The following is a 25,345-nucleotide window of genomic DNA, read 5'->3' as shown; positions in this document are numbered from 1 at the left end:
GACGCGGGTTCGTCACGCTGGTGCTCGCCTGCGAAGGGAGGCAGCGTGACGGTTATGGCAGAGCGCGCTTCGTCGTCCTTCCCGACCCGGTCGCCATCGATCTCGACACCGAGGAGCTCAAGCAGTACGTCGACTGGGTCACCCTCCGAGGTCCCGCCTCCGCACCCCCGCCAGCCCTACGGCGACCAGCACCGCCGCCAGCCCCAGCAGCACCCCCACCGGCCCCCACGCCATCTCCCCGCCCGGCAGCTTCGGCAGGTGGCCGAAGGGGGAGAGGTTCACAACCGCCCGGGGGGCGTTCAGCGCCGGGCCCACCCAGCCGATCAGCAGGACGGCGCCCGCGACCGCCCAGGCCGCCACCGCGAGCCGGGGCGCGAGCCCGTACAGCAGGACCGCCACCCCGCCGATCACCCACACCGCCGGTACCTGCACCAGACAGGCCCCCAGGATCGCGCCCGGCTCCTTGCCGTAGCCGGCGGCGAAACCGAGGCCCGTCAGGAGCATCAGCAGGACCGCGCCGCCGAAGGCGATCAGCAGATGCCCCGCGGCCCAGCGCAGCCGGCCGACCGCGCCCGCCAGGACCGGTTCCGCGCGGCCGGAGGTTTCCTCGCCGTGCAGGCGAAGCACCGAGGCGACGACGTACAGGGCGGCGATCAGGCCCATCACGCCGGTCATCGACGCCAGGAACGTGTCCGTCAGACCCGAGTGGCCGCCCATCCGCTCGAAGATCTCCCGGGCCCGCGCGTTGTCCCCGACCAGATCGGCCGCGCCCTCGGTCATCCCGCCGTAGACCACCCCGGCGAGGAAGAAGCCCGCGGACCAGCCCAGCACGTTGCCGCGCTGCAGACGCCAGGCCAGCGCGCCCGCCGTGCCCAGCCGCCCCGATGCCGGTCCCGGCCGGGCCGGCAGGAAGCTCAGGCCCACATCCCGGCGCGCGGCGAGGACGTAGGCCACCACCGCCTGTGCGAGCGCGGCCGCCGCGAACAGCGGCAGCACCCACCAGCGTTCCCCGGCGAAGGCGCGCAGGTTCTCCAGCCAGCCGAGCGGTGACAGCCAGGTCAGCGCCGACGAGCCGTCGTCCCGCGCCGCGTCGCCGGCCGCGCGCAGCACGAACGCGGCGCCCAGCGCGGCCGCCGTCAGGCCACGCGCCAGGCGGGCGCTCTCGGTCAGCTGGGCGAGGATCGCGGCGAGCGTGGCGAAGACCAGGCCGGTGCCCGCGACGCCGAGCGCGAGGGCCACGGCCCCCGCCGCGCCGTGCGCGGCCAGGCCCGCCGCCAGTACCAGCGCCAGTACGGCGTTGGCGGCCGCCGCCGTGAGCAGGGCGGCCGTCAGGGAAGCGCGCCGCCCCACCGCGCCGGAGGCGAGTAGTTCCAGCCGTCCGCTCTCCTCCTCGTCGCGGGTGTGGCGTACGACGACCAGCAGGCTCGTCACCGCCGCGAGCGCACCGGCGTAGACGCCGACGCGCCAGGCGGTGAGCGCGCCGAGGGAGTCGCCGAAGACAGGGCCGACCATCGCGCGCAGGGAGGCGTTGGCGGACATCTGGCGCAGCAGGTCCGCGCGGTCGGCGTCGGTGGCGTACAGGCTCTTCAGCGTGTTCGGCATCGACAGGACCATCAGGGCGTTCACCGCGATCCACGCCGGGAGCGTCAGCCGGTCGCGGCGCAGGGCGAAGCGGGTGAGGACGCCGGTGCCGGCCAGGGCGGTCATCGGGCCACCTCTTCCCGGGTGCCCTGGTAGTGGCGCAGGAACAGCTCCTCCAGGGTCGGCGGCGACGACGTCAGGGACCGCACGCCGCTCCCGGCGAGGGAGCGCAGCACGGCGTCCAGCTTGTCGGTGTCGACCTGGAGGCGGACCCGGCGGCCCTGGACGTCGAGACCGTGCACGCCGGGCAGGTGGGCGAGCCCGTTCGGCGGGCCCGCGAGTTCGGCGGTGACGCTGGTGCGGGTCAGGTGGCGCAGGTCGGTGAGCGAGCCGGTCTCCACGGTCCGCCCCTTGCGGATGATGCTGACGCGGTCGCACAGTTCCTCGACCTCGCTGAGGATGTGGGACGACAGCAGGACGGTCCGTCCCCGCTGCCGCTCCTCGGCGACACAACGCTGGAAGACCCCCTCCATCAGCGGATCGAGGCCGGAGGTCGGTTCGTCCAGGATCAGCAGGTCGACGTCCGAGGCGAACGCGGCGACCAGCGCGACCTTCTGCCGGTTGCCCTTGGAGTACGTGCGGCCCTTCCTGGTCGGGTCCAGCTCGAAGCGGTCGATCAGCTCGGCGCGGCGCCGCGCGTCCAGGCCGCCGCGCAGCCGGCCGTACAGGTCGATGACCTCGCCGCCGGAGAGGTTGCGCCACAGGGTCACGTCGCCGGGGACGTACGCGATGCGGCGGTGCACCTCGACGGCGTCCCGCCAGGGGTCGCGGCCGAGCACCTGCGCGGCGCCGGAGTCGGCGCGCAGCAGGCCGAGCAGCACCCGGATGGTGGTGGACTTGCCGGCGCCGTTGGGGCCGAGGAAGCCGTGCACCTCGCCGGTCTCGATCTCCAGGTCGAGCCCGGCGAGGGCGTGGGTGCGGCCGAAGGACTTGTGCAGTCCGGACACCGAGATGGCCTTCGTCATGGCTCCGAACGTACGCTTCTTTCAGAAACTTGTGAAGCTAAGGAAGGATCGAAACGCAAGATAGGCTGGACACATGGTCGACGAGACGGTGGAGCGGCAGACCGGACGGGACGCCGAGGCGGTGTCGCGCTTCGTGGAGCACTTCGCGGCGCAGCTCGTGGAGGCGGGCATGCCGCGCATGCCGTCCCGGGTCTTCGCCGCGCTGCTGGCCTCCGACACCGGGGCACTGACCTCCGCCGAGTTGGGCGAGCAGCTGCGGATCAGCCCGGCCGCCGTGTCCGGTGCGGTGCGCTATCTGTCCCAGGTGCACATGGTGTCCAGGGAGCGCGAGCCGGGCTCGCGGCGCGAGCGGTACCGAGTGCACAGCGACCAGTGGTACGAGGCGCTCACCAACCGTGAGGCGATCATCAAACGCTGGGAGGACGCCCTGCGCGAAGGCATCACCGGCCTCGGCGCCGACACCCCGGCCGGCGCCCGCCTCGCCGAGACGCTGGCCTTCTTCGAGTTCATCGAGCAGGACGTCGCCGGGATGATGGAACGCTGGCGGGCGTACCGGGCGGCACGGCGGGGGTGACCGGCGCCCGAGCCGGCGCGGCGTCGCCCCCTCACCTCACTGCGCCGCCGGCACCGTGAGTGCCCACGCCCCCTGCGCCACCGTCCACGTCCGCCGTCGTACCGGGCCCGAGACCGCCGCGTCCGCGCGGTAGCGGAAGTCCGCCCCCGTGACCGTCACCCGGCGGCCCGTCGCCCGCAGCGGGGTGGCCGCCGCGCCGACCGACACCGGCCGCACCTCGACCTCCGCGAGCCCCGCGGCCCCCGGCAGCACCGACACGCCCGACACCGGCTGCTCCGTGCCGACCAGCAGCTTCCCGTCGACCTCCACCCGCAGCCGGGCCGGACCGTCGGCGTCTGCCGCCGCGCGGACCTCGCGGGCGGGCACCAGCGCGTGCACGAGGGACCGGCAGGTGCGCAGCCACGGCCGTACCGCGTCCGTGCCCTCCGCCCCCGGCGGGACCTCCCGCAGCGGCGGAATCCGCAGCTCGCCCAGCACCACCCCGTCGCTGTCGTCGACCAGCAGGTCCAGGCGCCGCTCGGCCCCGTCGAGGACGGCCCGCGCCGCCGCCACGGCACCCGTCGGCACGCCGAGCGCCCGCATCACGGACAGCCGGCCCCCGACCGGGACCACCGACAGCGCGCAGCCGGCCAGCTCCCGGCGCCGGTGCAGCAGGGTCACCGCCCACGCCAGGGTGCGGTCGTCACCGATCACGACCGGCCTGCGGGACCCCCGGCGGAGCAGCATCCGGGCGAATTCCTCCGGGCCCTCCGGCAGGCACACTTTCGTCGCCGCACCCGCGCTGAGCACGTCTTTCGCGATCCGGACGGACTCTGGGTCCGTCCGCCGGGCGACCGGATCGATGATCACCAACAGCTGGTCGGACATCGCGAAGGTCGCCACCTCGGTCCTGCCTCGCTTCCTCGGGTAGCATCTTGGTGCAAGAGCCCCTTGCGCTATTGCGCCAGGGGCTTCGTCTATTCCGGGGCATCCGGTCCGACGGTAGCGGCCAACGACGGCCGTGGTGCACGCGGCGGAACCCTTCCGCGTACGCCCCTGACCTTGGACATGCCCCGCCCGGAAGGGGTGTACGCGCGTGCCCGCACTTGTGCTGCTCGGTGCTCAGTGGGGTGACGAGGGCAAGGGAAAGGCCACCGACCTGCTCGGTGGATCGGTGGATTATGTAGTGCGCTATCAGGGCGGCAACAACGCCGGCCACACAGTCGTCGTCGGCGACCAGAAGTACGCACTGCACCTCCTCCCTTCCGGAATCCTCTCCCCCGGTTGTACGCCCGTCATCGGAAACGGTGTCGTCGTCGACCCGTCGGTCCTGCTCTCCGAGCTGAGCGGTCTGAACGAGCGCGGCGTCGACACGTCGAAGCTCCTGATCAGCGGCAACGCGCACGTCATCACGCCGTACAACGTCACCGTCGACAAGGTGACCGAGCGCTTCCTCGGAAAGCGCAAGATCGGCACGACCGGGCGCGGCATCGGGCCGACCTACGCGGACAAGATCAACCGCGTCGGCATCCGGGTGCAGGATCTGTACGACGAGTCGATCCTTCAGCAGAAGGTCGAGGCGGCCCTCGACGTCAAGAACCAGATCCTCACCAAGCTCTACAACCGGCGCGCCATCACCGCCGACCAGGTGGTCGAGGAGCTGCTGGGCTACGCCGAGAAGATCAAGCCGTACGTCGCCGACACGGTGCTGATCCTGAACCAGGCCCTGGAAGACGACAAGGTCGTGCTCTTCGAGGGCGGCCAGGGCACGCTGCTGGACATCGACCACGGCACGTACCCCTTCGTCACCTCCAGCAACCCGACCGCCGGTGGCGCCTGCACCGGTGCGGGTGTCGGCCCGACGAAGATCAGCCGGGTCATCGGCATCCTCAAGGCGTACACGACCCGGGTCGGCGCCGGTCCGTTCCCGACCGAGCTGTTCGACGAGGACGGCGACGCGCTGCGCCGCATCGGTGGCGAGCGCGGTGTCACCACCGGCCGTGACCGCCGCTGCGGCTGGTTCGACGCGGTGATCGCCCGCTACGCGACCCGCGTGAACGGCCTGACCGACTTCTTCCTCACCAAGCTCGACGTGCTCACCGGCTGGGAGCAGATCCCGGTCTGCGTGGCGTACGAGATCGACGGCAAGCGCGTCGAGGAGCTGCCGTACTCGCAGACCGACTTCCACCACGCGAAGCCGGTCTACGAGATGCTGCCGGGCTGGAGCGAGGACATCAGCAAGGCGAAGTCCTTCTCCGACCTGCCGAAGAACGCGCAGGCGTATGTGAAGGCGCTCGAGGAGATGTCCGGCGCGCCGATCTCCGCGATCGGTGTGGGCCCGGGCCGGGACGAGACGATCGAGATCAACTCGTTCCTGTAGTGCTCGCCTGATCCTCTGACACGTGCGGGCGCCTCCGGCAAGCGGGGGCGCCCGTTTCGTGGTCCAATCGGGGCATGCCCCTCCGTGAGGCGCCGTGCCAGGGCCCGTACGGCGGTGAGGTCCAGGGCACGGAGTGCGGTGAACGAGCCCGCTTCGAGGTGATCCGGCACCGGCGGGCCCCCCTGCACGTCTGCCCCGTCCACCTGGGCCCGGCGCTCCTGCTGGCCGACGGGGTGCTGTGGCCCCCGGACATCCGCCTCGTCGGTTGACCGCCGCTGCTGTGGCCCCGGACATCCGCCTCATGGGTCGACCGCCGCTGCTCTGTCCCCGTTTCGCCGCGTGGTCTAGAGTCCCCTCGGCAAGATCGGCCAAGATCGACAATGCCGACAAGATCGGCACGAGCCGTCACAAGGGGGAGCACGTGGGGGACACGGACGCGCACAAGAAGGTGGTCCAGCACTTCTTCGAGGCCGTCAGCGAGCGGCGGCTGGAGGACCTGCCGCAGTTCATGGCGGCCGGCGTGGTGGACCACAACAAGATCATCCATGGTGAGGCGGACGAGCCCGGGGCCGCCTTCGAGGGACTGCGCCAGCAGGTCGCCGCGTTCGACCCGCTCACCGTGCAGGTCGACGAACTGCTCGCGGAGGGCGAGAAGGTGGTGGCCCGGGTGACACAGCGGGGCGTGCATCGCGGCACCCACCCGCGCATGCCAGAGCCGACCGGCCACGCCTTCGAGATCGAGGCGATCTGGATCTTCACGATCGCCGACGGCAAGATCTCCGAGATCCGCGCGGTCAGCGACCGCCTGGGCCTGTTCCTCCAGCTCGGCTGGCCCTGGCCGCAGGCGGACTGACACCCCGGCAGTCACTGAGGGCGCCACACCGGGGCGTCCGCGGCGCACGGGCCGCGGGCGCCCCGGGCCAGTGGTCACGCGAGCGGGCGAACCCTGCTGACCGGACATAAGGTGAGTCCGTAGGGGCGTGCATCGACCATGGAGAAGGTGAGCGCGATGCGCCTGCTCGTCAAAGCCAACGTGGACACGGAACGCGGCAACGAGGCCATCCGCAGCGGCAAGATGCCCCAGATGGTGAAGGAGATGCTGGAGCACATCAAGCCGGAGGCGGCCTACTTCGGCCCGATGGACGGCCACCGGACGATGCTGCTGGTCGTCGACCTGCCCGACAGCTCGCAGCTCCCGCCCACCCTGGACGTGCTGTACAGCGAACTGAACGCCTACGTCGAGGTCACCCCGGTGATGAACATCGAGGAACTCCAGAAGGGGACGGCCCAGCTTCAGTGACCGGACCGGCCGTCAGCTGAACACGATCATCGAGCCCTGCGCCAGACTTCGCGTCGCCGCCGCGTGCAGCCCCAGCCACACGTGCCGTTCGCGGGCGAAAGGGCTCGGGTCGTAGGGCGCCGGCTCGGCTGGCTGCTCCAACTCCGTTGGCTCCAGAGGCGGCTGCGGCGCTGCCGGCGGGTTGGCCGGGTCGATGCCGAGGGCCGGGGCGACCTGCTCCAGCTCCCGCAGCAGTCCTTGTGAAGACCCCAACGGGCCGCCACCCGCGAGGAGTTCATCATTGGCCAGCGGGTGCGGGAAGTCCAGCGGCACGTACGCGCCGGCGTGGTCGTAGTGCCAGACCAGGTGGGACTGCTGGGCCGTCGTCTCGAACATCTCCAGCAACTGCTCGTAGTCCCCGCCCAGTTCGTCCACCGGAGTCACCGGCAGCCCGCACAGCTGGAGCAGGTGCGCGCGCCGCAGGAAGTGCAGCGCGTCGTAGTCGAACCCGGCGACCGGGCCGACGTCTCCGGACAGTCCCGGCATGTACTGGTACACCGGCACCGGCGGCAGGCCGGCCTCGGCGAGCGCCGCGTTGTACTGGGCGAGTTCCTCGGCGAACGGGTTGTCGGGCGCGTGGCACAACACGTCGACGAGCGGTACCAGCCACAGGTCACAGGCCAAAAGTAGCTCCTCACACAGCAACGGCGCACGCCTTGGTCAGGGCAGCGTATTCGCTGTCACCCGCCCCCGTAAGACGCGGGGGTGTGTCCCCGTCAGCCGTCGTTTTCCCCCGCGCCCGGCGCCTCACCCCTGTGGGCCGCGAGCTGTTCGATCAGCGCCAGGGAGTGCGCGTTGTACGACGTGACGATCGACCGGGCGGTGGCGGTGTCGCGCCGGGACAGGGCGTCGACCAGCTCGGTGTGGCGGGCCCACAGGTGGCCGCGCAGATCGGTGAGCCGCCGCAGATGCTGCACCGCGCACACCCAGGACTGCACCCGCAGGCGGTGCAGGAAGCCGGCGAGGTAGGGGTTGCCGAACAGGGTGCTCAGCTCGCGCCAGAACCTCAGGTCGTAGCCGATCAGCACGGTCAGGTCACCCGCCCGCGCCGCCCGCTGCGCCTCCTCCGCGCGCCGCCGCACCCCGGCGGCCGCGGCCGCCACCTGCGGTTCGTGCAGGTCCCGGTAGCCCTTGTGGCCGTCGTCGAGGGCCGTGAACATCCCCTCCACGACCAGGCCGCGGGCCTCGATGATGCCCCGGTAGTCCGCGACGGAGTACTCGTGCACACGGAAGCCGCGGTGCTGGTCGGCCTCCAGCAGGCCCTGCGCGGCGAGGTCGACGAGCGCCTCGCGCACCGGCGTCGCGGAGACGCCGTACTGCTCGGCGATCTCCTTGACCGTGAACTCCTGCCCGGGCTTGAGCCGGCCGGCCAGCACTTCGTCGCGCAGTGCGTCGGCGATCTGCTGCCGCAGGGTGCTGCGGGTCACGGCGCCGGTGCCGGTACTGCCGGGCATGGTCGTGGGAGCTCCTTCCGGAACGCGCGCAGGTGGCGGGCTCGCAGGGTGTCTACGAGCACGCCACCTTACGCGTTCGGGCCACCGGGGGCGCCCCCCGCGGGAGCTACGCCGTGTACTCGTCTGCGACCGACAGGGCCGCGTCCAGCGCCGCGAGGCCCTCCTTCAGCTCGGCCTCGCTCACGTTGCACGGCGGGACGACGTGGGTGCGGTTCATGTTCACGAACGGCCACACGCCGTGCGCCTTGGCCGCCGCCGCGAAGGCCGCCATCGGCGCGTTCGCCTCACCGGCCGCGTTGTACGGCACCAGCGGCTCGCGCGTCTGCCGGTTCTTCACCAGCTCCAGCGCCCAGAACATGCCGGTGCCGCGGACCTCGCCGACGCTCGGGTGCCGCTCGGCCAGGTCGGTGAGGGCGGGGGCGAGCACCGTCTCGCCGAGCCGGCGGGCGTGCTCGACGACGCCCTCCTCGGCCATCACGTTGATCGTCGCCACGGCCGCGGCGCAGGCCAGCGGGTGCCCGGAGTAGGTGAGCCCGCCCGGGTAGGGCCGCTTGGAGAAGGTCTCGGCGATCGCCCCGGAGATCGCCACACCGCCCAGCGGGACGTATCCGCTGTTCACGCCCTTGGCGAAGGTCATCAGGTCCGGTACGACGCCGAACAGGTCGGCCGCGAACCACTCACCGGTGCGGCCGAACCCGGCCATCACCTCGTCCAGGATGAACACGATCCCGTACTTGTCGCAGATCTCGCGCACCCCGGCGAGATAGCCGGGCGGCGGGACCATGATCCCGGCGGTGCCTGGCACCGTCTCCAGGATGATCGCGGCGATCGTGGCCGGCCCCTCGAAGGCGATGGTCGTCTCCAGGTGCTCCAGCGCCCGCGCGCACTCCTGCTCCTCCGTCTCGGCGTAGAAGCGGGAGCGGTAGAGGAAGGGCGCCCAGAAGCGGACGACACCGCTGGTGCCGGTGTCGCTGGCCCAGCGGCGCGGGTCGCCGGTGGCGTTGATCGCCTGCTGGGTGCCGCCGTGGTACGAGCGGTACGCCGAGAGCACCTTCGGACGGCCGGTGTGCAGCCGGGCCATGCGGATCGCGTGCTCGACGGCGTCGGCGCCGGCGTTGGTGAAGAAGATCTTGGCCAGGTCGCCCGGGGTGCGCTCGGCGATCAGCCGGGCCGCCTCCGAACGCGCCTCGACCGCGAAGGCCGGCGCGAACGTCGTCATCGTCGCCGCCTGCTCCTGTATCGCGGCGACGACCTTCGGATGCTGGTAGCCGATGTTGGTGTAGACGAGCCCGCTGGTGAAGTCGAGGTAGCGCTTGCCGTCGTAGTCCCAGAAGTACGACCCCTCCGCGCCGGCGACGGCGAGCGGGTCGATCAGGTCCTGCGCGGACCAGGAGTGGAACACGTGCGCGCGGTCCGCGGCCTTCACCGCGGCGCCGGTCTGGGGGTCGGGCAGATGAGGGGTCATGTCGGCGAGCGTAAATGTCCGCGATGCGGAAGCGGTATCGGCGTCCTGTCTGTGGACAGGGCCTTTGCGCGACAGGTTGTCGATGCGGGTTCCGTCTCTCCGGGGCGTCATTGACAGCAATCTGTCGTAGTGACAGCCTGCTGTCATAGGCAGATTCGCTGGAGGCAGCCATGAGCAGCACCGACCGCAAGCCTGTGCACCTCGCCGTCTACGACACCCTCGCCGACTGGGAGACCGGCCACGCCACCGCGCACCTCGCGCTCGCCGGCTTCCCCGTCCGCACCGTCGGCCCCACCCGTGGGCCCGTGACCAGCATCGGCGGCCTGCGCATCCAGCCCGACCTCGCCCTGGAAGAGGTACGCCCCGAGGACAGCTCCCTGCTGATCCTGCCCGGCGCCAACGACTGGAACGCCGAAGGCGACCCCCTCGCCCCCTTCGCCCGCACCGCCCGCGGCTTCCTGGACGCCGGTGTCCCGGTCGCCGCGATCTGCGGCGCGACCCGCGGGCTCGCCCGCGAGGGCCTCTTCGACGACCACGCCCACACCAGCGGGGCGCCGCAGTACCTGGCGGCCACCGGATACGCCGGCGGCGACCGGTACGTCGAGACGGACGCCGTCACCGACGGCCTGCTGATCAGCGCCGGGCCCACCGAGCCGGTCGCCTTCGCGCGGGAGATCTTCCGGCTGCTCGGCGCCTACGACGAGCGCGTGACCGACGCCTGGTACCGCCTCTTCCACGACTCCGACGCGACGGCGTACGCCGAGCTGCAGCAGGCCGGCGCCCGGTGAGCCGAGCCCGTCAGGAACTGCTCAGCCGCACCGCGCTCGGTGTCTTCCGGCTCAACGGGCAGTTCCTTGCCGTGGCCGAGGAGCTGGCCCGGCCGGCCGGGCTGACCGCCGCCCGGTGGCAGGTCCTGGGAGCCGTACTGGCCGAGCCGCTGCCGGTCGCCGGGATCGCCCGCGCGATGGGCATCACCCGGCAGAGCGTGCAGCGGATCGCCGACCTGCTGGTGGAGCGGGGGCTGGCCGAGTACCGGCCGAACCCGGCCCACCGCCGTGCCAAACTGCTCGCGCCCACCGAGGCCGGGCGCGCGGCCGTCGCCCGTATCGGCCCCCGGCACGCCGCTTTCGCCGACCGGCTGGCCGACTCCTTCGGGGAGGCGGAGCTGGCATCCGCCGTCGAACTGCTGGAGCGGCTGGCCGTGGTCCTGGACAAGCTGGACCCGGCTGTTACGGAACCGTAGACACCGGCCCGTCCGCCTGCGCCGACCCCGCAACTATCGTGGGTCCGTTGCACAGGGGGAGGGGCAGGGCATGGAGAAACTGGGGCCGGGGGATCCGCACCGCATCGGCGTCTACCGGCTGCTGGCGCGGCTCGGTGCCGGCGGCATGGGGCAGGTGTATCTGGCCCGCTCCGACCGGGGACGCACGGTCGCCGTGAAACTGGTGCGCGAGGAGCTGGCCGCGCAGGAGGAGTTCCGCGCGCGCTTCCGGCAGGAGGTGCAGGCCGCGCAGCGCGTCGGCGGGCACTGGACGGCGCCCGTGCTCGACGCCGACACCGAGGCCGCCGTGCCGTGGGTGGCCACCGGGTACGTCGCCGGACCGAGCCTCGAGCGGGTCGTCGGCCACGACCACGGCGCCCTGCCGGAGCGCTCGGTGCGCATCCTGGCGGCGGGCCTCGCGCACGCCCTCAAGGACATCCACGCGGCGGGCATCGTCCACCGTGACCTGAAGCCCTCCAACGTGCTGGTGACGATCGACGGTCCCCGCGTCATCGACTTCGGCATCGCGCGGGCCCTGGAGACGCCGGCCCGGGAGGGGCTCACCCGCACCGGTTCGCTGGTCGGCTCGCCCGGCTTCATGGCGCCCGAGCAGGTGCGCGGCGACCGCATCACACCGGCCTGCGACGTCTTCTGCCTGGGCTCGGTGCTGGCCTACGCGGCCACCGGCACCCTCCCCTTCGGCTCCGCCACGACCGGGGTGCACGCGCTGATGTACCGCATCGCCCAGGAGGAACCCGACCTCGAGGGCGTGCCGGAGGGCATCGCCGACCTGGTCCGCGAGTGCCTGCGCAAGGACCCCGGAGCCCGCCCCACCCTGGACCGCGTCCTGGAGCACACCGGCGCGGAGGACACCGTCACCGACGGCCGCTCCCGCGACCCGTGGCTCCCCGGCACCCTGGTCGCCCAACTGGGGCGCCACGCGGTGCGGTTGCTGGACACGGAGAACCCGGAGGGCGCGGGTCCGGCCACAGCGGGTGCGGCTCCGGACGCGCCGGATGCCGGGGGTGACGCGAGGGCGGCCGACGGTGCCGCACCCGACGCCGCGAAGGCGGTTGCGGGCGGCGGTGCCGAGGCTGCCGTGGCAGGCGGGCCGCCGGCCACGGCACCGGACGCTCCCAGCGGTGCCCCGGGTGCCGTCTCGCCCGCCCCGGTCGCCCCGGCCGGCGCTCCGCGCATCGTGGCGGAACAGCCGGCCGCCGTGCCCGGCGCCGCTCCCGAGCACGGTTCCGCCGCCGACGCGGCCGCGGCGCCCGGTGTGCCCGGCCCCCGGGACGGGGCAGCCGGACCGCCTCCGCCGGGGCAGCCGGGGCATCTGCCGACGATGGCCGCCGGAGCGGGCGGCGGCGCGGCGCGCGGCACCGGCGCGGCACCGGGCACGGCCGCCCCCGCGCAGACGCCTCCGCACGGCCACCCCCAGGCGGCCGGGCCGGCACCCACCCCGCACACCCCGCCCCAGCCGGGCCACCCACCCGCGACGTACGGCGTCCCCCAGCAGCCCGGCGTCCAGCACGCGCAGGCGCCTGCGCCGCAAGGGCCGTACCACGGGAGCCCCGGTTACCCGCAGACCCCGGTGGCCCCCGCCCCGTACGGCCACCCGCACCCCCAGTCGTCTCCCGCACCCGGCGCCTACGGCCACCCGGGGCAGCCCGGTGGGTGGGCAGGGCCGGGGTACGCGGGGCCGGGCGGCGGGCTCGGGGCCACGCCGCCGTACGGGCCCCCGCCCTTCGGACAGCAGGAGCCCCCGCGCCGCAGCGGCCGTTCCACCGTGCTGCTCGTCGTGATCGCGGTGATCGTCGCGCTCGCCGCGGGCGGCTCGGTGTACGCGTTCATGAGCGGGGGCGGCTCCGGCAAGGGGTCCCACCCGTCCCCGACCGCGACCGGCGCGCAGCCCTCCCCGCAGCCGGCCACCGACGCCCCGTCCCCGACCCCGACCCCGAGCCCGTCCACGCAGAACGGCGCCGTTCCGCAGGGGTACCTCGGCACCTGGGCCACGACCATCGACAACGGGACCGGCCTCAACACCCGCGTGCTGACCATCCGCCAAGGCGAGGTGGGCGACGCGGTCCTCACCCTCGTCGCCGAGGGCCCGGCCGGCAGCGGCACCTACCACTGCGAGTTCACGGCCTCCCTCAGCGCGGCGCCCGGCCCGGACGGCCCGCTGCAGATCGGCCCGTCGACCGTGATCACCGGCCCGTCGGCATCCTGCTCACCGGGCGCGGCCACCGAGGTCACCCTGCTCCCGGACGGCAGCCTGGAACGCGTCAACACCAGCAACGGAGAAAAACTGACGTACACCCGCCAGAGCTGACCCCCGGCTGAGCGAGCTCACAGCCGACGAGACGGCAACCCCGCCCGGGGCGCGGGGCTGCATCTGATGTGCGGCTCCGCCGCGCGGGCGCGACCAGCCCCCACGCACCCGCAGCCGCAAAGCGACCGGCACCCACCCGCACCCAGCCCCCCAACCACCTCAACGAGGCTCAGGCGGCCGCTGCCGCGGCATGTTCGGCCGGGTGCCGCCGCCCGGCGGCATCGGAAAGCGGCCGTGCACGACCGTTCCGTCCTGCCGCGTCCCGGGGGAGGCCACCGCCGACTGGATGCCGAGCGGTGCGGAACCGGTGCGGAACTCCACCATCCAGTCCGCCGTCTCGGTGCGCACCAGCTCCGTGATGTCCTCGGAGAAGCGTCGCAGCACCCCCAGGCACCGGTCGGCGGCCTCGCTCGCCGTGCCCTCCGTCGGGCCCAGCACCTCGCGCACGCTCTCCGAGGCCCAGTCGAACTGGAGCACCTGAAGCCGGCGCTGCACGGCCTGCGCGGTCGCCACGTCCCTTATCCAGCCGGACGTCACGCCGAAGAACCGGTCCACGCCCACGCACGCCACCGCCAGCATCAGCGCCAGATAACCCCAGGGCGCGACGCCGCCGATCACGCCGGTGAGGTCCAGCAGCGGCAGCGCGGCCCCGGCGACCGCGCCCAGGGCCGCCCCGGCGCGCAGCAACCGCGCCCCGCGCCGCTTCCACACGCGGTCGGCGAGATACCAGGCCGACGTCTCCAGCGCCCCGCGCTCCACCCAGCGGTACAGCTCGTTCAGGCGCTGCGCGGGCTCGCCCCAGTCGCCGAGCGGGAACGCCCGCCCGGTCAGATCGCCCGGCCGCAGCCCGGCCGCACCCTCGCCCCACCCGTCCTGAGGCGGACCCTCGGGCTGCATCTCCGGCTGACCCACCCCGGCACTCCCTACTGATCCCGACCGACCGCGACCGATCACGCTGCGTGACCCAGTGACCCATGACCCAGTGACGCGTGATGCTGATGCGCCGGACCCTTCCTACCGCCCAATGGGTGGCGAGGGGTGACCTTTGGCCTCTTTTCCGCCCGGAAGAGGGCCTTGATCAGGTATAGGAGACGAGATCGACTCACTCGAAAGAGTGGCGGGGCGATGCCCTCCCGGACCACGTAGGCTCATTCCGAGAGCGGTAATTCCGCACGGAACGCGCGCACCGACGCCAAGGAGCTGAAGACGTGATCCCCGGTGGTGGCCAGCCGAACATGCAGCAGCTGCTGCAGCAGGCGCAGAAGATGCAGCAGGACCTTGCCAGGGCCCAGGAGGAACTGGCGAACACGGAGGTCGACGGCCAGGCGGGCGGCGGCCTGGTGAAGGCCACCGTGACCGGCTCCGGAGAACTCCGCACGCTGAAGATCGACCCCAAGGCCGTCGACCCGGAGGACACCGAGACGCTGGCCGACCTGATCGTGGCGGCCGTCCAGGCGGCCAACGAGAACGCGCAGAACCTCCAGCAGCAAAAGCTCGGCCCGCTGGCGCAGGGACTGGGCGGCGGCACCGGCATCCCCGGTCTGCCGTTCTAGTCACCTGTCTTTCTGAGTCGGGTCTCGGCCCTCTACCGTACGTAGTGACAGGAACCCCAGGAAGGACGGCAGTCCGTTGTACGAAGGCGTGGTCCAGGACCTCATCGACGAGCTGGGGCGGCTGCCCGGCGTCGGTCCCAAGAGCGCCCAGCGGATCGCCTTCCACATCCTCCAGGCGGAGCCCACGGACGTACGGCGCCTCGCGCACGCCCTCCTCGAGGTGAAGGCGAAGGTCCGCTTCTGTGCGACCTGCGGCAACGTCGCGCAGGAGGAGCTGTGCGGGATCTGCCGTGACCCGCGCCGCGACCCGGCGGTCATCTGCGTCGTGGAGGAACCGAAGGACGTCGTGGCGATCGAGCGGACCCGCGAGTTCCGCGGCCGCTACCACGTGCTCGGCGGCGCCATCAGCCCGATCGAGGGCGTGGGCCCCGACGACCTGCGCATCAGGGAACTCCTGGCCCGGCTGGCCGACGGCACGGTCACCGAGCTGATCCTGGCCACCGACCCCAATCTCGAAGGCGAGGCGACGGCGACGTACCTCGCCCGCATGATCAAGCCCATGGGCCTGAAGGTCACCCGCCTGGCCAGCGGCCTCCCGGTGGGTGGCGACCTGGAATACGCGGACGAGGTGACCCTCGGCCGCGCCTTCGAGGGGAGACGACTGCTAGATGTCTGACGCCACGCTGCACGCGACCGACCCGAACCCTGACGACTTCGTGGTCCAGATCGCGGACCAGATCGAGAGCTTCCTGGTGGCCGTCACGGAGGTGGCGAAGGGCGACGAGCCGGCATCGGCGGTCCCCTTCCTCCTCCTGGAGGTCTCCCAGCTCCTTCTGGCCGGCGGTCGCCTGGGTGCCCACGAGGACATCGTCCCCGACGAGCGCTACGAGCCCGACCCCGGCCCGGAGCAGGACGTGGACGAGCTGCGGGAGAACCTCGCCCGCCTGCTCGACCCCATCGACGTCTACTCCGAGGTCTTCGACCCTTACGAGCCGCGCACCGCCCCGGTCCCGGCCCGTATCTCCGACGACCTCACCGACGTCATCACCGACCTGCGCCACGGCATGGCCCACTACCGCGCCGGCCGTACCTCCGAGGCGCTGTGGTGGTGGCAGTTCTCCTACTTCTCCAACTGGGGCTCCACGGCCTCGGCGGCCCTGCGCGCCCTGCACTCGGTCCTGGCCCACGTCCGCCTGAACCAGCCCCTGGAGGAACTGGACGGCCTCGACACGGACCAGTCGGACCTGGGCGACGACACCCTGGAGTTCGAGGCGGGCCGGGTCATGGCCCAGGAGATCGGCGGACCGCTGGGGATCCACCCGGGCAGGTGACGGCGAGCAGCGCCTCCGCGTCGACGTACGGCGCGGTCGGCGTCGGCGCGCTGTACCAGCGCAGGGGCCAGGTGTCGCCGTCCAGCGCCGGTACGCCGATGTAGGTGACGGTGCGGTCCGCGCGCCGGCCGAACCGCTGCACGCCGAGCGGCCAGTCGTGGCGGTGCACGCTCCCCGGCGGGAGCAGGAAGTACACCCACCGGCTCCCGCCCCCGCCCGCGCACACGATCGGCCCCGCGTCGTCGTCGGCCCGCTCGATCAGCCCCTCGGCCACGGCCTGGCCCCTGCGCCCCTCGATCCGCACGGCGTCGAAGTGCACGCCCGCCAGGCGCAGTCGATGGCCCTGGGCGGGGACCCAGGAGGGCCGGTGAATTCTCTCGGTCATGGTCACACGGTGGCTTCCTGGTGGCTACGGTCGGTAGTGACCCAGGTGATACACGGCGCGGTGTACCGGTCGGAGGTGCGTTCAGTGACCCAGCCGCCCCCCATGTGGCGCTTCATCGGCAACCAGTTGAAGCGCTGGCGTACGAAGGCCAACGTTTCGCGGGAGGAGTTGGCCGCCGCGTCGAACTACTCCCCGGACACCATCAAGGCCATGGAGCAAGGGGTTCGGATGCCGACGCCCCGAGTCCTCGACGTGGCGGACGAGTTGTGCGGGGCGGAGGGATTACTGAGCGCGGCCAAGGACTACTTGAGCAGGGAGAAGTTTCCGCCGCGGGCGCAGGAGTTCATGGAGCGGGAGAGGGAGGCGATCAGCTTCTGGTGGTTCGAGGTCACGCACATCCCGGGGCTGCTGCAAACGAAGGAATACGCGCGGGCGCTCATGGAGAACCACGTTCCCCTCCTGGATGAGGAGACTGTGGAAGAGCGGATCGCAGCTCGGCTGGAACGGCAGTCCATCCTCGCCAGGCGGAAGCCACCGGTGGCTTTCAGCTTTGTGATCTACGAGGCAGCTCTGCGGGCCCCCCAAGTCAACGCTGAGCAGTTGCTCCGCCTGCTGGAGGCCTCTCGCCTGTCCAACGTGGCACTTCAGGTGTTGCCCTTCGAGCGGGTTGTCGCGTCCGCGCTCATGGGGCCGATCGTTCTGCTGGTGAACCGCGATCACGAGCGGTTCGCCTATACAGAAGGCCAGTTGGGTAGCCACCTTTCAGCGGACCCGGCGGTCGTCAGCCGCGCCAACGAACGGCTTAGCATGATTCGCGCGGAGGCTCTCAGCCCAGACGAGTCTGCCCGTTTCGTCGAGCGGATGGTGGATCAGCCATGAGCGACCAGATGAAGTGGTTCAAGTCGAGCTACAGCGACTCGGAAGGCGCCGCATGCGTCGAAGTAGCCGCCACCTCCACCACCATCCACATTCGCGACTCGAAGACCCCCGCGGCCCCGCATCTCGCCGTCCCCGCCCCCGTCTGGACGGCGTTCATCGCCGCACTTCAGCCCGGGGCTTGAGCCTCGGGCTTCGAGCTCTTCCCCTGGGTTTTGGGCTGGGTGAAACCGACCAACCAACCAAGCCTGTACGTGAGTTGAGGCGTCCTACCTCGAAAGAGTGACGTTCCGTGGTCAGCTTGCGCCGGAACGTAAAGCCGCTCTAGGTTCGCGGCACATAGATCGGCCCCGGTCGGTGCGCCAACACCGGCTCCGGGGCCTCGACCTACTCATCGAACGGACACTTCGATGGCGGCTTGCGCCTACCCTAATCCCGTCCTGCCGTCCCCGTCCCACCCCCTGGCCAAAACGGGGTACGGAAAGCGCTCCGTGGGTGACGAAGACCCGCACGCAGAGCAGGACTTCGCACACCTGCCCGACCGCGAACGCGACCTCGCGCTCTACATCGACCACCTGCACGACGGCCACGCCATGGGCTACAAGGCGATCGCGGCGCACCACCCCCGCTACGGTCAGCAGGCCGTCCGTTCGTCGATGAAGCTCCTGACCGTCGCCGGCCACCTGCGGCACATCCGGGAGCACATCACCGTCGAGGACAACTCGATGCGCTGGGTGACGCGGACGTACTGGTCGCGTACACCCAGGTCACCGGAGTGGTGGGCGGAGTTCGCGCGGGCGCGCAAGGGCCGGATCGTCACGGAGGCGTACGCCCCGGGCCTGGCGCGCACCGAGGAGCCGGAGCTGCCGGAGGAGCCGCTGGAGGAAGCCGCTCCGGAGGAGTCCGGCAGCGCCGCCTACCGCACCCTTGCCGAACTCAGGGACGCCGATCCCCGCATGCCGCTGTCCGATTCGGACTGCCAGGCCCTCGAAAACCTCGCCGCCGAGTGGCTCTCGCGTGGCGCGGCGCCGCACGACATCACCAAGGCCCTGACCGACGGACTTCCCGCGACGGTCGCGAACCCGGGGGGCCTGGCCCGCAACCGATTGGAGACGAAGATGCCGCCGAAGAAGGCGAAGATCCGGCAGAAGGCCACCCGCCGGGCCCGGATCGACCGCGTGATCATGTGCTGCGTCACGTGCGACGCCGACGAACTGACCACGAAAATCGTGGACGGCCTGTGCCTCGACTGCCGGGCCGAGATCGAGGCGGAGGAGGCGGCAGGACCGCTCCCCGGATACGTCCCGGACACCTTCCTCACCGCTCCGGCCCAGGGCACCGGCGTCGTCGACGTCACGCGCTGGGCGGACGAGGTGCGCCGCGCGGGCGGCCTGCGCCCGAAGGCCGCGAGGGGCGTATGAGCGTGCAGGACGTGCCGGTCCGGGCACCATGGAGTCGAGGAGGCGACGCCATGACCCCCAGGACCGAGCAGCACCGGCCGCAGATGTCCGTCGAGGAGTTCGAGGAACTGGAACGCCACGCCCCGGAGACTGTGCGGCTGGAGTTCATCGGGGGAAAGGTCCAGGTCAAGCCGGTGACCGATGGCAACCACGACCACATCATCGCCTGGCTGCAGAGGCTGTGCATGCAGCATCGGCCTGAGCTGTGGCTCTACGGGGACCGTGGGATGAAGGTCGAGCGCTACCGCAAGGGGCGGGCGCGCCCGGACGGCGTTCTGGCGCCCTTCGGGTTCCCGGTGGGGCATGGAGACTGGTCCGGTGCGGAGGGCGTGCTCATGGCCGTAGAGGTCACGTCGTACGACTCCGACACGCACCAGCGTGACCGAGTCGAGAAACCCGACGCCTACGCCGCCGCCGGCATCCCCGTCTACCTGCTCATCGACCGCGACGACGGTACCGTCACCGTCTTGAGCGACCCGGAGGACGGCCGCTACCGCCTCCAGCTCAACAAGCCTTTCGGCACCGTCGTCGAGCTTCCCGAGCCCGTGAACATCCCCCTCGACACGACCCCCCTCAAAGACCTCGCCGGCTGACCGTCTCACCATGTGACCCGACCCACATTCCGCGTGCCCACCGCCCCCCTGGGCATGAGCCTGTCGGACGCGAGCGGCCCGGACATCTCACGATGCGGTATCCCGAGGGGTGAAAACGGGCGCTCGATAGACTGAACCGACCGCGGTACACCGGCGTATCTGCGGAAAGAACACAAACGGAGCGAGGAGCGCACGTGGGCCTTGTCGTGCAGAAGTACGGAGGCTCCTCCGTAGCCGATGCCGAAGGCATCAAGCGCGTCGCCAAGCGGATCGTGGAAGCCAAGAAGAACGGCCACCAGGTGGTCGCCGTGGTTTCCGCGATGGGCGACACGACGGACGAGCTGATCGATCTCGCCGAGCAGGTATCCCCGATCCCTGCCGGGCGCGAGCTCGACATGCTGCTGACCGCCGGGGAGCGGATCTCGATGGCCCTGCTGGCCATGGCGATCAAAAACCTGGGCCACAGCGCCCAGTCGTTCACCGGAAGCCAGGCAGGTGTCATCACCGACTCGGTCCACAACAAAGCCCGGATCATCGACGTCACGCCGGGCCGTATCCGGGACTCGCTGAACGAGGGCAACATCGCCATCGTCGCGGGCTTCCAGGGCGTCAGCCAGGACACCAAGGACATCACCACGCTGGGGCGCGGTGGCTCCGACACCACGGCCGTCGCGCTCGCTGCGGCGCTCGACGCCGAGGTGTGCGAGATCTACACCGACGTCGACGGCGTGTTCACCGCCGACCCGCGTGTGGTGAAGAAGGCCCGGAAGATCGACTGGATCTCCTTCGAGGACATGCTCGAGCTGGCCGCGTCCGGGTCCAAGGTGCTGCTCCACCGCTGTGTGGAGTACGCCCGCCGCTACAACATCCCGATCCACGTCCGGTCCAGCTTCAGCGGGCTTCAGGGCACGTGGGTCAGCAGTGAACCGATTGGGGACAAGCAGGTGGAGCAGGCCATCATCTCCGGTGTCGCGCACGACACCTCCGAGGCCAAGATCACGGTCGTCGGCGTGCCCGACAAGCCGGGCGAGGCGGCCTCCATCTTCCGCACGATCGCCGATGCCGAGATCAACATCGACATGGTCGTGCAGAACGTGTCTGCCGCGGCCACGGGCCTGACGGACATCTCCTTCACGCTGCCGAAGACCGAGGGCCGCAAGGCCATCGACGCCCTGGAGAAGAACCGCTCCGGCATCGGCTTCGACTCGCTGCGCTACGACGACCAGATCGGCAAGATCTCCCTGGTCGGCGCCGGTATGAAGACCAACCCGGGCGTCACCGCGGACTTCTTCACCGCGCTGTCCGACGCCGGCGTGAACATCGAGCTGATCTCGACCTCCGAGATCCGTATCTCGGTCGTCACCCGCGCCGACGACGTGCCGGAGGCCGTCCGCGCGGTGCACACCGCCTTCGGGCTCGACTCCGACAGCGACGAGGCCGTCGTCTACGGAGGCACCGGGCGATGACCGCCCGCGTCCGCACAGGCGTACGCCGATGAAGGACCGTCCGACGCTCGCGGTCGTGGGTGCGACCGGAGTCGTCGGCACGGTTCTGCTCCAGATCCTGTCCCAGCGCAAGGACGTCTGGGGCGAGATCCGCCTCATCGCCTCGCCGCGTTCGGCCGGCCGCAAGGTGGCCGTGCGCGGCGAGGAGACCGAGGTGCTCGCGCTGAGCGAGGAGGCCCTCGACGGGGTCGACATCGCGCTGTTCGACGTGCCCGACGAGATCGCCGCGCAGTGGGTGCCGATCGCCGCGGCCAAGGGCGCCGTCGTGATCGACAACTCCGCCGTGTTCCGGCTCGACGGCGACGTCCCGCTCGTCGTGCCCGAGGTCAACCCGCACGCCGTACGGCTGCGGCCGCGCGGGATCGTCGCCAACCCCAACTGCACCACCCTGTCGATGATCGTCGCCCTGGGCGCGCTGCACGCCGAGTTCGGGCTGCGCGAACTGGTGGTGTCGTCGTACCAGGCCGTGAGCGGTGCGGGACGGGCCGGCGTGGAGACGCTGCGGCGGCAGCTGTCCCTGGTCGCCGGTACGGAGCTGGGCACCGGCCCCGGCGACGTACGGCGGGCCGTCGGCGACGACACCGGGCCGTTCCCGGAGCCGGTCGCGCTGAACGTGGTCCCGTGGGCCGGGTCGCTGCGCGAGGACGGCTGGTCCTCGGAGGAGATGCAGGTGCGGGACGAGTCCCGCAAGATCCTCGGCCTGTCGTCGCTCCCGGTCGCCGTGACCTGTGTCCGCGTCCCCGTCGTCACCACGCACTCCCTCACCGTCCACGCGCGTTTCCAGGACGAGGTCACCGTCGAGCACGCCCGGGAGATCCTGGCGACCGCGCCGGGCGTGGTCCTGGTCGACAACCCGGCCGCGGGCGAGTTCCCGACGCCGGCCGACGCCGTGGGCACCGACCCGACCTGGGTCGGCCGGGTCCGCCGGGCGCTGGACGACCCGACGGCGCTGGAACTGTTCGTGTGCGGGGACAACCTGCGCAAGGGGGCCGCGCTGAACGTCGCGCAGCTCGCCGAGCTGGTGGCGGCCGAGCGGGGCTGAGCCGTACCCCCCGCTCCCCTGGTCGGAAAATCCGGTCGTTCTGTCAGTGGTCCTTTGTAGGATCTGTGGAAATTGTGTGATCAGGACGATGGTCCGGACCACTTGAATCGTGCCACCAGGCGTTCGAAGATTTTTCTCCCCGCCTCCGCAACCGCGCGGACGGCGGGGAGCGTCTTTGCGATCGCCCTTTTCCGGGCTGCGGGAGGCGCGTGGGTCAGGGCCTGGGGGCGGCCCGTGCCGGGCGGGACGCCCGGTCGCAAACGGACATAGGGGAAGAGCGGGGCTGATGACGGCACACGACTCAGTGTCGGGCGGCGCAAATCCGGCGCCGGGCGCGTACAACCCTCGCGGGGGGAAACGGGTCCAACTGGCGTGGCAGAGGTACTCGACTTTCCTGCGGCTGCGCGCGGCACGGCCCTTCGGCCCCGTCCGCCGGCCCTTCGACCGCGCATGGCCGGCCCGTCCCGTGGCATGCCGGTGATCGCGCCCATGCCCGCAGCGCGGCCCGCCCGCCTCCCCGGTCAGCGTGACGGCGCCGACCAGAGCGAGGCGGTGGCGGCGGGTACGACCGTCGACCACCTCACCGAGACCTACCGGGCGCACTACCGCTCCCTGCTCGGTCTCGCCGCTCTCCTCCTCGACGACACGGCCTCCTGCGAGGACGTCGTCCAGGAGGCGTTCATCCGCGTCCACTCCGCGCGCAAGCGCGTCCGTGACCCGGAGAAGACCCTCGCCTATCTGCGCCAGACCGTGGTCAACCTGTCCCGGTCCGCGCTGCGCCGCCGCATACTCGGCCTGAAGCTGCTGTCCAAGCCGATGCCGGACATGGCCAGCGCCGAGGAGGGGGCGTACGACCAGCTGGAGCGGGACGCCCTCATCCAGGCGATGAAGGGCCTGCAGCGCCGTCAGCGCGAGGTGCTGGTCCTGCGCTACTTCGCGGACATGACGGAGGCCCAGGTCGCCGAGACGCTCGGCATCTCGCTGGGCTCGGTGAAGGCCTACGGCTCGCGCGGCATCGCGGCCCTGCGCGGGGCGATGGGGGCACGGGCATGACCAAGCAAGCAGAGGGCGGCGACTCCCACGAACGCCATGAGCCGTACGCCTGGCACGAGCCGGGTTCGCCACGCGAGCAACACCCGAAGCCATCGCACGCTGGGAACGGAACTGTGAACCACGGCCCCGACGACCAGAGCCCAGAGGGGCTCGACTCGGACGAGCTGGCCCTGCGCCGGATGCTGCACCAGGCGGTCGAGGAGATCGAACCGCGCGAGGGCGGCCTCGACCTCCTGCGCCGTGCGGTCCCGGCCCGCCGGGCCCGTAAGCGGCAGGCCGCCGTGGGCATGGCGGCGGCGGCCCTGTTCGTGGGCACCGCCATCCCCGCCCTGGTGCACGTCTCGCAGGCGACCGGCACCGACGCCGACCCCTCCATCGCCGCCAACAGCTCCCAGGCCCAGGGCGGCACCGGGCAGGGCAAGGACCCGAGCGGCGGGCAGACCTCCGGCACCGGGGCCACCGGCCCCGCCCGTGACAAGGCCGAACCGGGCACGAAGGACCCAGGCAAGGGCAAGGCCGGCCCGGGCAGCGCCGCCGCCCCCGCCGGCACCGGGCCCTCCGCGTCCAGCCCGGCGAGCGTCCCGGAGTGCACCTCCGCGCAGCTCGGCGACGCCGCCGCCACGGCCGAGGCGCCCGACTCCGCGGGCATCGTCTACGGCACCTTCCGCATCACGAACGTCTCGGACGCCAAGTGCGCCGTCGTCGGCTCCGGCACGGTCGGCTTCACGGCGCAGGGGGCGGCCGAGGCGGCGAAGATCTCGGTCGTCGAGCACACCGCGGGCGACGCGGCGGCCTCGCTGCCCGACCCGTCGCTGTACGTGTCGCGCCTGGTCCTCGCGCCCGGCTCGGCCTACGACGTGAAGTTCGCCTGGGTGCCCTCGTCGACCTGTCCCACGGGCGGCGGCGGCACGAGCGGCGGCACGACGGGGGGCGGCGGTGCGGACGGCGGCTCCGGCAACCCGTCACCGGACCCGTCGCCCAGCCAGGACGCGGCCGCGGACCCGGGCACGTCCACCGGCGGGGAGACCGGCACCACCACCCAGCTGGTCACCGACGGCGGCACGGCCGACGGCAGCGTGGTCGTCACGCACACCGCGCAAGCCGGCTCGCCGTCGGCTTCGGTGACGGTGACGGGCGCGTGTGCGGGGACGGTCTACCGGACGGGGCTGCTGGCGGAGTCGTAGTCCGCGTCCCCGGTCGCGCCGGGGCCGGCGTCGGCTTCGGTGTCGGGGAGCAGGCCCAGGCTGGCGTCCTTCTGGAACTCCACCTCGCGGCGCAGCAGCCGGAACCACATGAAGACGACGAAGCCGGCGAAGACGAACCACTCGCCGGTGTAGCCGAGGTTCTGGAACGCCTTGAGGTCGAGGCCGGTGTCCGAGGGCGCGCTCGCGGGCACCGCCTTCATCCCGGCGTCGCCCTTGGCGAGGGTGACCCACGCGGGGTAGACGTCGTACGGCACCAGGTTGACCAGCGTCGCGGAGCTGATCGCGGCGGTCTGCCCGGCCGGGAGGCCGCCCTTGGCGCTGACGCCGTTGTCGCCGGGCGTCTCCGGAGCCTGGAGCGCGCCGGTGACGGTGACCCGCCCGGCCGGCGGGGCCGGGGCCTTCGCCGGGTCCGCGTTGCCGGGCAGCCAGCCGCGTACGACGGGCAGGGCCTCGCCGCCGTCGACGCGGAGCAGGGTCAGGACGTAGAAGCCGTGGCGGCCGTCCAGCTCCCGGTCGGGTACCAGCAGCTGACGGTCGTAGTGGCCGGTGGCGGTGGCCTGCCTGCCGGAGGTCGCCTTGTCCACCGGCAGCAGCTCGGCCAGCGGGCGCGGGGCCTCGGTGTGCGCGGCGGTGGCGGTGGCCTCGGCGTCGCGGTGCTCGTCGACGCGGGCCTCGAAGCGGCTCAGCTGCCAGGAGCCCATGAAGATGCAGAAGGGGATGGCCAACAGCACGAAGACGTTGATCCCCCACCAGCGGGGCGTCAGCAGAAACCGGTACACGCCTTCAACGGTACGGGTGCGCTGCGCCGGCTTGGGCGCGGGGGGCGGGTGGGGCGGGTGCGGGTTTTCGGGTGCGGGTCCGTCGTGGCCGGTCGCGCAGTTCCCCGCGCCCCTTCAGGCGGGTGCAGGCACCGGGTGCCTCAATCCGCGGGCATGCGTGCCTTCCCGAAGCTCTT

Annotated in this window: 28 protein-coding genes; 19 read left to right on the top strand and 9 right to left on the bottom strand. The window is 71.9% G+C overall.

All coding sequences use genetic code 11. The features are described 5' to 3' along the window. Positions 1–138: 138 nt before the first annotated feature. Positions 139–1,707 (bottom strand): ABC transporter permease, encoded by a 1,569-nt coding sequence (locus ACF1GV_RS13025; RefSeq protein WP_391679901.1) that lies wholly within the window; start codon positions 1,705–1,707, stop codon positions 139–141. Continuing rightward, the gene (locus ACF1GV_RS13020) at positions 1,704–2,606 is read right to left on the bottom strand and encodes an ATP-binding cassette domain-containing protein (protein ID WP_391679900.1); all 903 of its coding nucleotides are present in this window, start codon (positions 2,604–2,606) and stop codon (positions 1,704–1,706) included. Before ACF1GV_RS13020 ends, ACF1GV_RS13025 begins: the two co-directional genes overlap by 4 nt. Before the next feature lie 73 nt (positions 2,607–2,679). On the opposite strand from ACF1GV_RS13020, the gene ACF1GV_RS13015 reads away from it, so the two are divergent. Beyond that, positions 2,680–3,180, top strand: a complete 501-nt coding sequence (locus tag ACF1GV_RS13015) for a GbsR/MarR family transcriptional regulator (RefSeq protein WP_391679898.1) — start codon at positions 2,680–2,682, stop codon at positions 3,178–3,180. Between the two features lie 36 nt (positions 3,181–3,216). Here ACF1GV_RS13015 and ACF1GV_RS13010 read toward each other — a convergent pair whose 3' ends face one another. Beyond that, complete coding sequence (locus ACF1GV_RS13010) at positions 3,217–4,047, bottom strand: diacylglycerol kinase family protein (protein ID WP_391679897.1); 831 nt, start codon at positions 4,045–4,047, stop codon at positions 3,217–3,219. Positions 4,048–4,255: 208 nt separating this feature from the next. Between ACF1GV_RS13010 and ACF1GV_RS13005 the strand changes: the two genes are divergently transcribed. From ACF1GV_RS13005 to ACF1GV_RS12990, 4 genes are all read left to right on the top strand, one after another. Beyond that, positions 4,256–5,539 carry an adenylosuccinate synthase gene (locus tag ACF1GV_RS13005; RefSeq protein WP_391679895.1) on the top strand — a complete coding sequence of 428 codons (1,284 nt, stop codon included), beginning with the start codon at positions 4,256–4,258 and terminating at the stop codon, positions 5,537–5,539. Positions 5,540–5,613: 74 nt separating this feature from the next. Continuing rightward, positions 5,614–5,808 (top strand): hypothetical protein, encoded by a 195-nt coding sequence (locus ACF1GV_RS13000; protein WP_391679893.1) that lies wholly within the window; start codon positions 5,614–5,616, stop codon positions 5,806–5,808. A 152-nt stretch (positions 5,809–5,960) separates the two neighbouring features. Beyond that, a complete protein-coding gene (locus ACF1GV_RS12995) occupies positions 5,961–6,392 on the top strand; it encodes an ester cyclase (protein WP_391679892.1) in 432 nt (143 codons plus the stop codon). A gap of 156 nt (positions 6,393–6,548) precedes the next feature. After that, positions 6,549–6,839 (top strand): hypothetical protein, encoded by a 291-nt coding sequence (locus ACF1GV_RS12990; protein ID WP_391680423.1) that lies wholly within the window; start codon positions 6,549–6,551, stop codon positions 6,837–6,839. Between the two features lie 12 nt (positions 6,840–6,851). On the opposite strand, the gene ACF1GV_RS12985 is transcribed toward ACF1GV_RS12990, so the two are convergent. From ACF1GV_RS12985 to ACF1GV_RS12975, 3 genes are all read right to left on the bottom strand, one after another. Further along, the gene (locus ACF1GV_RS12985; protein WP_391679890.1) at positions 6,852–7,502 is read right to left on the bottom strand and encodes a hypothetical protein; all 651 of its coding nucleotides are present in this window, start codon (positions 7,500–7,502) and stop codon (positions 6,852–6,854) included. Between the two features lie 92 nt (positions 7,503–7,594). Next, the gene (locus ACF1GV_RS12980; protein WP_391679888.1) at positions 7,595–8,332 is read right to left on the bottom strand and encodes a GntR family transcriptional regulator; all 738 of its coding nucleotides are present in this window, start codon (positions 8,330–8,332) and stop codon (positions 7,595–7,597) included. Positions 8,333–8,438: 106 nt separating this feature from the next. Continuing rightward, positions 8,439–9,797, bottom strand: a complete 1,359-nt coding sequence (locus tag ACF1GV_RS12975) for an aspartate aminotransferase family protein (protein WP_391679886.1) — start codon at positions 9,795–9,797, stop codon at positions 8,439–8,441. 170 nt (positions 9,798–9,967) lie between these two features. Between ACF1GV_RS12975 and ACF1GV_RS12970 the strand changes: the two genes are divergently transcribed. The 3 genes from ACF1GV_RS12970 to ACF1GV_RS12960 all read left to right on the top strand — a co-directional run bounded on the left by ACF1GV_RS12970 (position 9,968) and on the right by ACF1GV_RS12960 (position 13,387). Continuing rightward, positions 9,968–10,585 carry a type 1 glutamine amidotransferase family protein gene (locus ACF1GV_RS12970; RefSeq protein ID WP_391679885.1) on the top strand — a complete coding sequence of 206 codons (618 nt, stop codon included), beginning with the start codon at positions 9,968–9,970 and terminating at the stop codon, positions 10,583–10,585. Continuing rightward, on the top strand, positions 10,582–11,040 hold the full coding sequence (locus ACF1GV_RS12965; protein WP_391679883.1) for a MarR family winged helix-turn-helix transcriptional regulator: 459 nt from the start codon (positions 10,582–10,584) through the stop codon (positions 11,038–11,040). Before ACF1GV_RS12970 ends, ACF1GV_RS12965 begins: the two co-directional genes overlap by 4 nt. Positions 11,041–11,110: 70 nt before the next feature. Further along, a complete protein-coding gene (locus ACF1GV_RS12960; RefSeq protein ID WP_391679882.1) occupies positions 11,111–13,387 on the top strand; it encodes a protein kinase in 2,277 nt (758 codons plus the stop codon). 159 nt (positions 13,388–13,546) lie between these two features. Here the strand turns inward: ACF1GV_RS12960 and ACF1GV_RS12955 are convergent, their stop codons facing one another. Then, on the bottom strand, positions 13,547–14,299 hold the full coding sequence (locus ACF1GV_RS12955) for an SLATT domain-containing protein (RefSeq protein ID WP_391679880.1): 753 nt from the start codon (positions 14,297–14,299) through the stop codon (positions 13,547–13,549). A gap of 296 nt (positions 14,300–14,595) precedes the next feature. On the opposite strand from ACF1GV_RS12955, the gene ACF1GV_RS12950 reads away from it, so the two are divergent. The 3 genes from ACF1GV_RS12950 (at position 14,596) to ACF1GV_RS12940 (ending at position 16,271) form a co-directional block, all read left to right on the top strand. After that, complete coding sequence (locus ACF1GV_RS12950; protein WP_391679878.1) at positions 14,596–14,940, top strand: YbaB/EbfC family nucleoid-associated protein; 345 nt, start codon at positions 14,596–14,598, stop codon at positions 14,938–14,940. Between the two features lie 76 nt (positions 14,941–15,016). Next, positions 15,017–15,616 (top strand): recombination mediator RecR, encoded by a 600-nt coding sequence (recR, locus tag ACF1GV_RS12945; protein ID WP_391679877.1) that lies wholly within the window; start codon positions 15,017–15,019, stop codon positions 15,614–15,616. Then, a complete protein-coding gene (locus ACF1GV_RS12940; RefSeq protein WP_391679875.1) occupies positions 15,609–16,271 on the top strand; it encodes a DUF5063 domain-containing protein in 663 nt (220 codons plus the stop codon). Before recR ends, ACF1GV_RS12940 begins: the two co-directional genes overlap by 8 nt. Here ACF1GV_RS12940 and ACF1GV_RS12935 read toward each other — a convergent pair. Continuing rightward, positions 16,222–16,662: a hypothetical protein gene (locus ACF1GV_RS12935; protein WP_391679874.1), complete on the bottom strand. Its 441-nt coding sequence runs from the start codon at positions 16,660–16,662 to the stop codon at positions 16,222–16,224. The genes ACF1GV_RS12940 and ACF1GV_RS12935 overlap by 50 nt on opposite strands. 96 nt (positions 16,663–16,758) lie before the next feature. Here ACF1GV_RS12935 and ACF1GV_RS12930 point away from each other — a divergent pair, with 96 nt between their 5' ends. From ACF1GV_RS12930 to ACF1GV_RS12895, 8 genes are all read left to right on the top strand, one after another. Then, the gene (locus ACF1GV_RS12930; protein WP_391680422.1) at positions 16,759–17,535 is read left to right on the top strand and encodes a helix-turn-helix domain-containing protein; all 777 of its coding nucleotides are present in this window, start codon (positions 16,759–16,761) and stop codon (positions 17,533–17,535) included. Further along, a complete protein-coding gene (locus tag ACF1GV_RS12925; protein ID WP_391679873.1) occupies positions 17,532–17,717 on the top strand; it encodes a DUF397 domain-containing protein in 186 nt (61 codons plus the stop codon). Before ACF1GV_RS12930 ends, ACF1GV_RS12925 begins: the two co-directional genes overlap by 4 nt. A gap of 306 nt (positions 17,718–18,023) precedes the next feature. Beyond that, the gene (locus tag ACF1GV_RS12920; RefSeq protein ID WP_391679871.1) at positions 18,024–18,953 is read left to right on the top strand and encodes a hypothetical protein; all 930 of its coding nucleotides are present in this window, start codon (positions 18,024–18,026) and stop codon (positions 18,951–18,953) included. 50 nt (positions 18,954–19,003) lie between these two features. Further along, complete coding sequence (locus ACF1GV_RS12915; protein WP_391679869.1) at positions 19,004–19,585, top strand: Uma2 family endonuclease; 582 nt, start codon at positions 19,004–19,006, stop codon at positions 19,583–19,585. 194 nt (positions 19,586–19,779) lie between these two features. After that, positions 19,780–21,051: an aspartate kinase gene (locus tag ACF1GV_RS12910; RefSeq protein ID WP_363266351.1), complete on the top strand. Its 1,272-nt coding sequence runs from the start codon at positions 19,780–19,782 to the stop codon at positions 21,049–21,051. Between the two features lie 28 nt (positions 21,052–21,079). After that, entirely contained in the window at positions 21,080–22,132 is a 1,053-nt protein-coding gene (locus ACF1GV_RS12905) for an aspartate-semialdehyde dehydrogenase (RefSeq protein WP_391679867.1), read from the top strand. A 450-nt stretch (positions 22,133–22,582) separates the two neighbouring features. Continuing rightward, positions 22,583–23,185 (top strand): SigE family RNA polymerase sigma factor, encoded by a 603-nt coding sequence (locus tag ACF1GV_RS12900; RefSeq protein WP_363266353.1) that lies wholly within the window; start codon positions 22,583–22,585, stop codon positions 23,183–23,185. A 113-nt stretch (positions 23,186–23,298) separates the two neighbouring features. Beyond that, complete coding sequence (locus ACF1GV_RS12895; protein ID WP_391679865.1) at positions 23,299–24,369, top strand: hypothetical protein; 1,071 nt, start codon at positions 23,299–23,301, stop codon at positions 24,367–24,369. Here ACF1GV_RS12895 and ACF1GV_RS12890 read toward each other — a convergent pair. After that, complete coding sequence (locus ACF1GV_RS12890) at positions 24,339–25,169, bottom strand: SURF1 family protein (RefSeq protein WP_391679864.1); 831 nt, start codon at positions 25,167–25,169, stop codon at positions 24,339–24,341. The two genes, ACF1GV_RS12895 and ACF1GV_RS12890, sit on opposite strands and share 31 nt — an antisense overlap. Between the last annotated feature and the right edge of the window lie 176 nt (positions 25,170–25,345).

Source organism: Streptomyces sp. NPDC014006, assembly GCF_043088925.1.
Taxonomy (GTDB): Bacteria; Actinomycetota; Actinomycetes; order Streptomycetales; family Streptomycetaceae; genus Streptomyces.
Note: the sequence above shows the minus strand (reverse complement) of the source record. Positions and strands in the feature narration are given on the sequence as shown.

What these genes read in the sequence shown, in the direction of transcription:
- ACF1GV_RS12990 (WP_391680423.1), top strand. Translation starts at nt 6,549, where the DNA reads ATGCGCCTGCTCGTCAAAGCCAACGTGGACACGGAACGCGGCAACGAG.
- ACF1GV_RS12960 (WP_391679882.1), top strand. Translation starts at nt 11,111, where the DNA reads ATGGAGAAACTGGGGCCGGGGGATCCGCACCGCATCGGCGTCTACCGG.
- ACF1GV_RS12940 (WP_391679875.1), top strand. Translation starts at nt 15,609, where the DNA reads ATGTCTGACGCCACGCTGCACGCGACCGACCCGAACCCTGACGACTTC.
- ACF1GV_RS12900 (WP_363266353.1), top strand. Translation starts at nt 22,583, where the DNA reads ATGGCCGGCCCGTCCCGTGGCATGCCGGTGATCGCGCCCATGCCCGCA.
- ACF1GV_RS13020 (WP_391679900.1), bottom strand. Translation starts at nt 2,606, where the DNA reads ATGACGAAGGCCATCTCGGTGTCCGGACTGCACAAGTCCTTCGGCCGC.
- ACF1GV_RS12905 (WP_391679867.1), top strand. Translation starts at nt 21,080, where the DNA reads ATGAAGGACCGTCCGACGCTCGCGGTCGTGGGTGCGACCGGAGTCGTC.
- ACF1GV_RS12980 (WP_391679888.1), bottom strand. Translation starts at nt 8,332, where the DNA reads ATGCCCGGCAGTACCGGCACCGGCGCCGTGACCCGCAGCACCCTGCGG.
- ACF1GV_RS13000 (WP_391679893.1), top strand. Translation starts at nt 5,614, where the DNA reads ATGCCCCTCCGTGAGGCGCCGTGCCAGGGCCCGTACGGCGGTGAGGTC.
- ACF1GV_RS13015 (WP_391679898.1), top strand. Translation starts at nt 2,680, where the DNA reads ATGGTCGACGAGACGGTGGAGCGGCAGACCGGACGGGACGCCGAGGCG.
- ACF1GV_RS12970 (WP_391679885.1), top strand. Translation starts at nt 9,968, where the DNA reads ATGAGCAGCACCGACCGCAAGCCTGTGCACCTCGCCGTCTACGACACC.
- ACF1GV_RS12975 (WP_391679886.1), bottom strand. Translation starts at nt 9,797, where the DNA reads ATGACCCCTCATCTGCCCGACCCCCAGACCGGCGCCGCGGTGAAGGCC.
- ACF1GV_RS12930 (WP_391680422.1), top strand. Translation starts at nt 16,759, where the DNA reads ATGTGGCGCTTCATCGGCAACCAGTTGAAGCGCTGGCGTACGAAGGCC.
- ACF1GV_RS12915 (WP_391679869.1), top strand. Translation starts at nt 19,004, where the DNA reads ATGACCCCCAGGACCGAGCAGCACCGGCCGCAGATGTCCGTCGAGGAG.
- ACF1GV_RS13010 (WP_391679897.1), bottom strand. Translation starts at nt 4,047, where the DNA reads ATGTCCGACCAGCTGTTGGTGATCATCGATCCGGTCGCCCGGCGGACG.
- ACF1GV_RS12925 (WP_391679873.1), top strand. Translation starts at nt 17,532, where the DNA reads ATGAGCGACCAGATGAAGTGGTTCAAGTCGAGCTACAGCGACTCGGAA.
- ACF1GV_RS13025 (WP_391679901.1), bottom strand. Translation starts at nt 1,707, where the DNA reads ATGACCGCCCTGGCCGGCACCGGCGTCCTCACCCGCTTCGCCCTGCGC.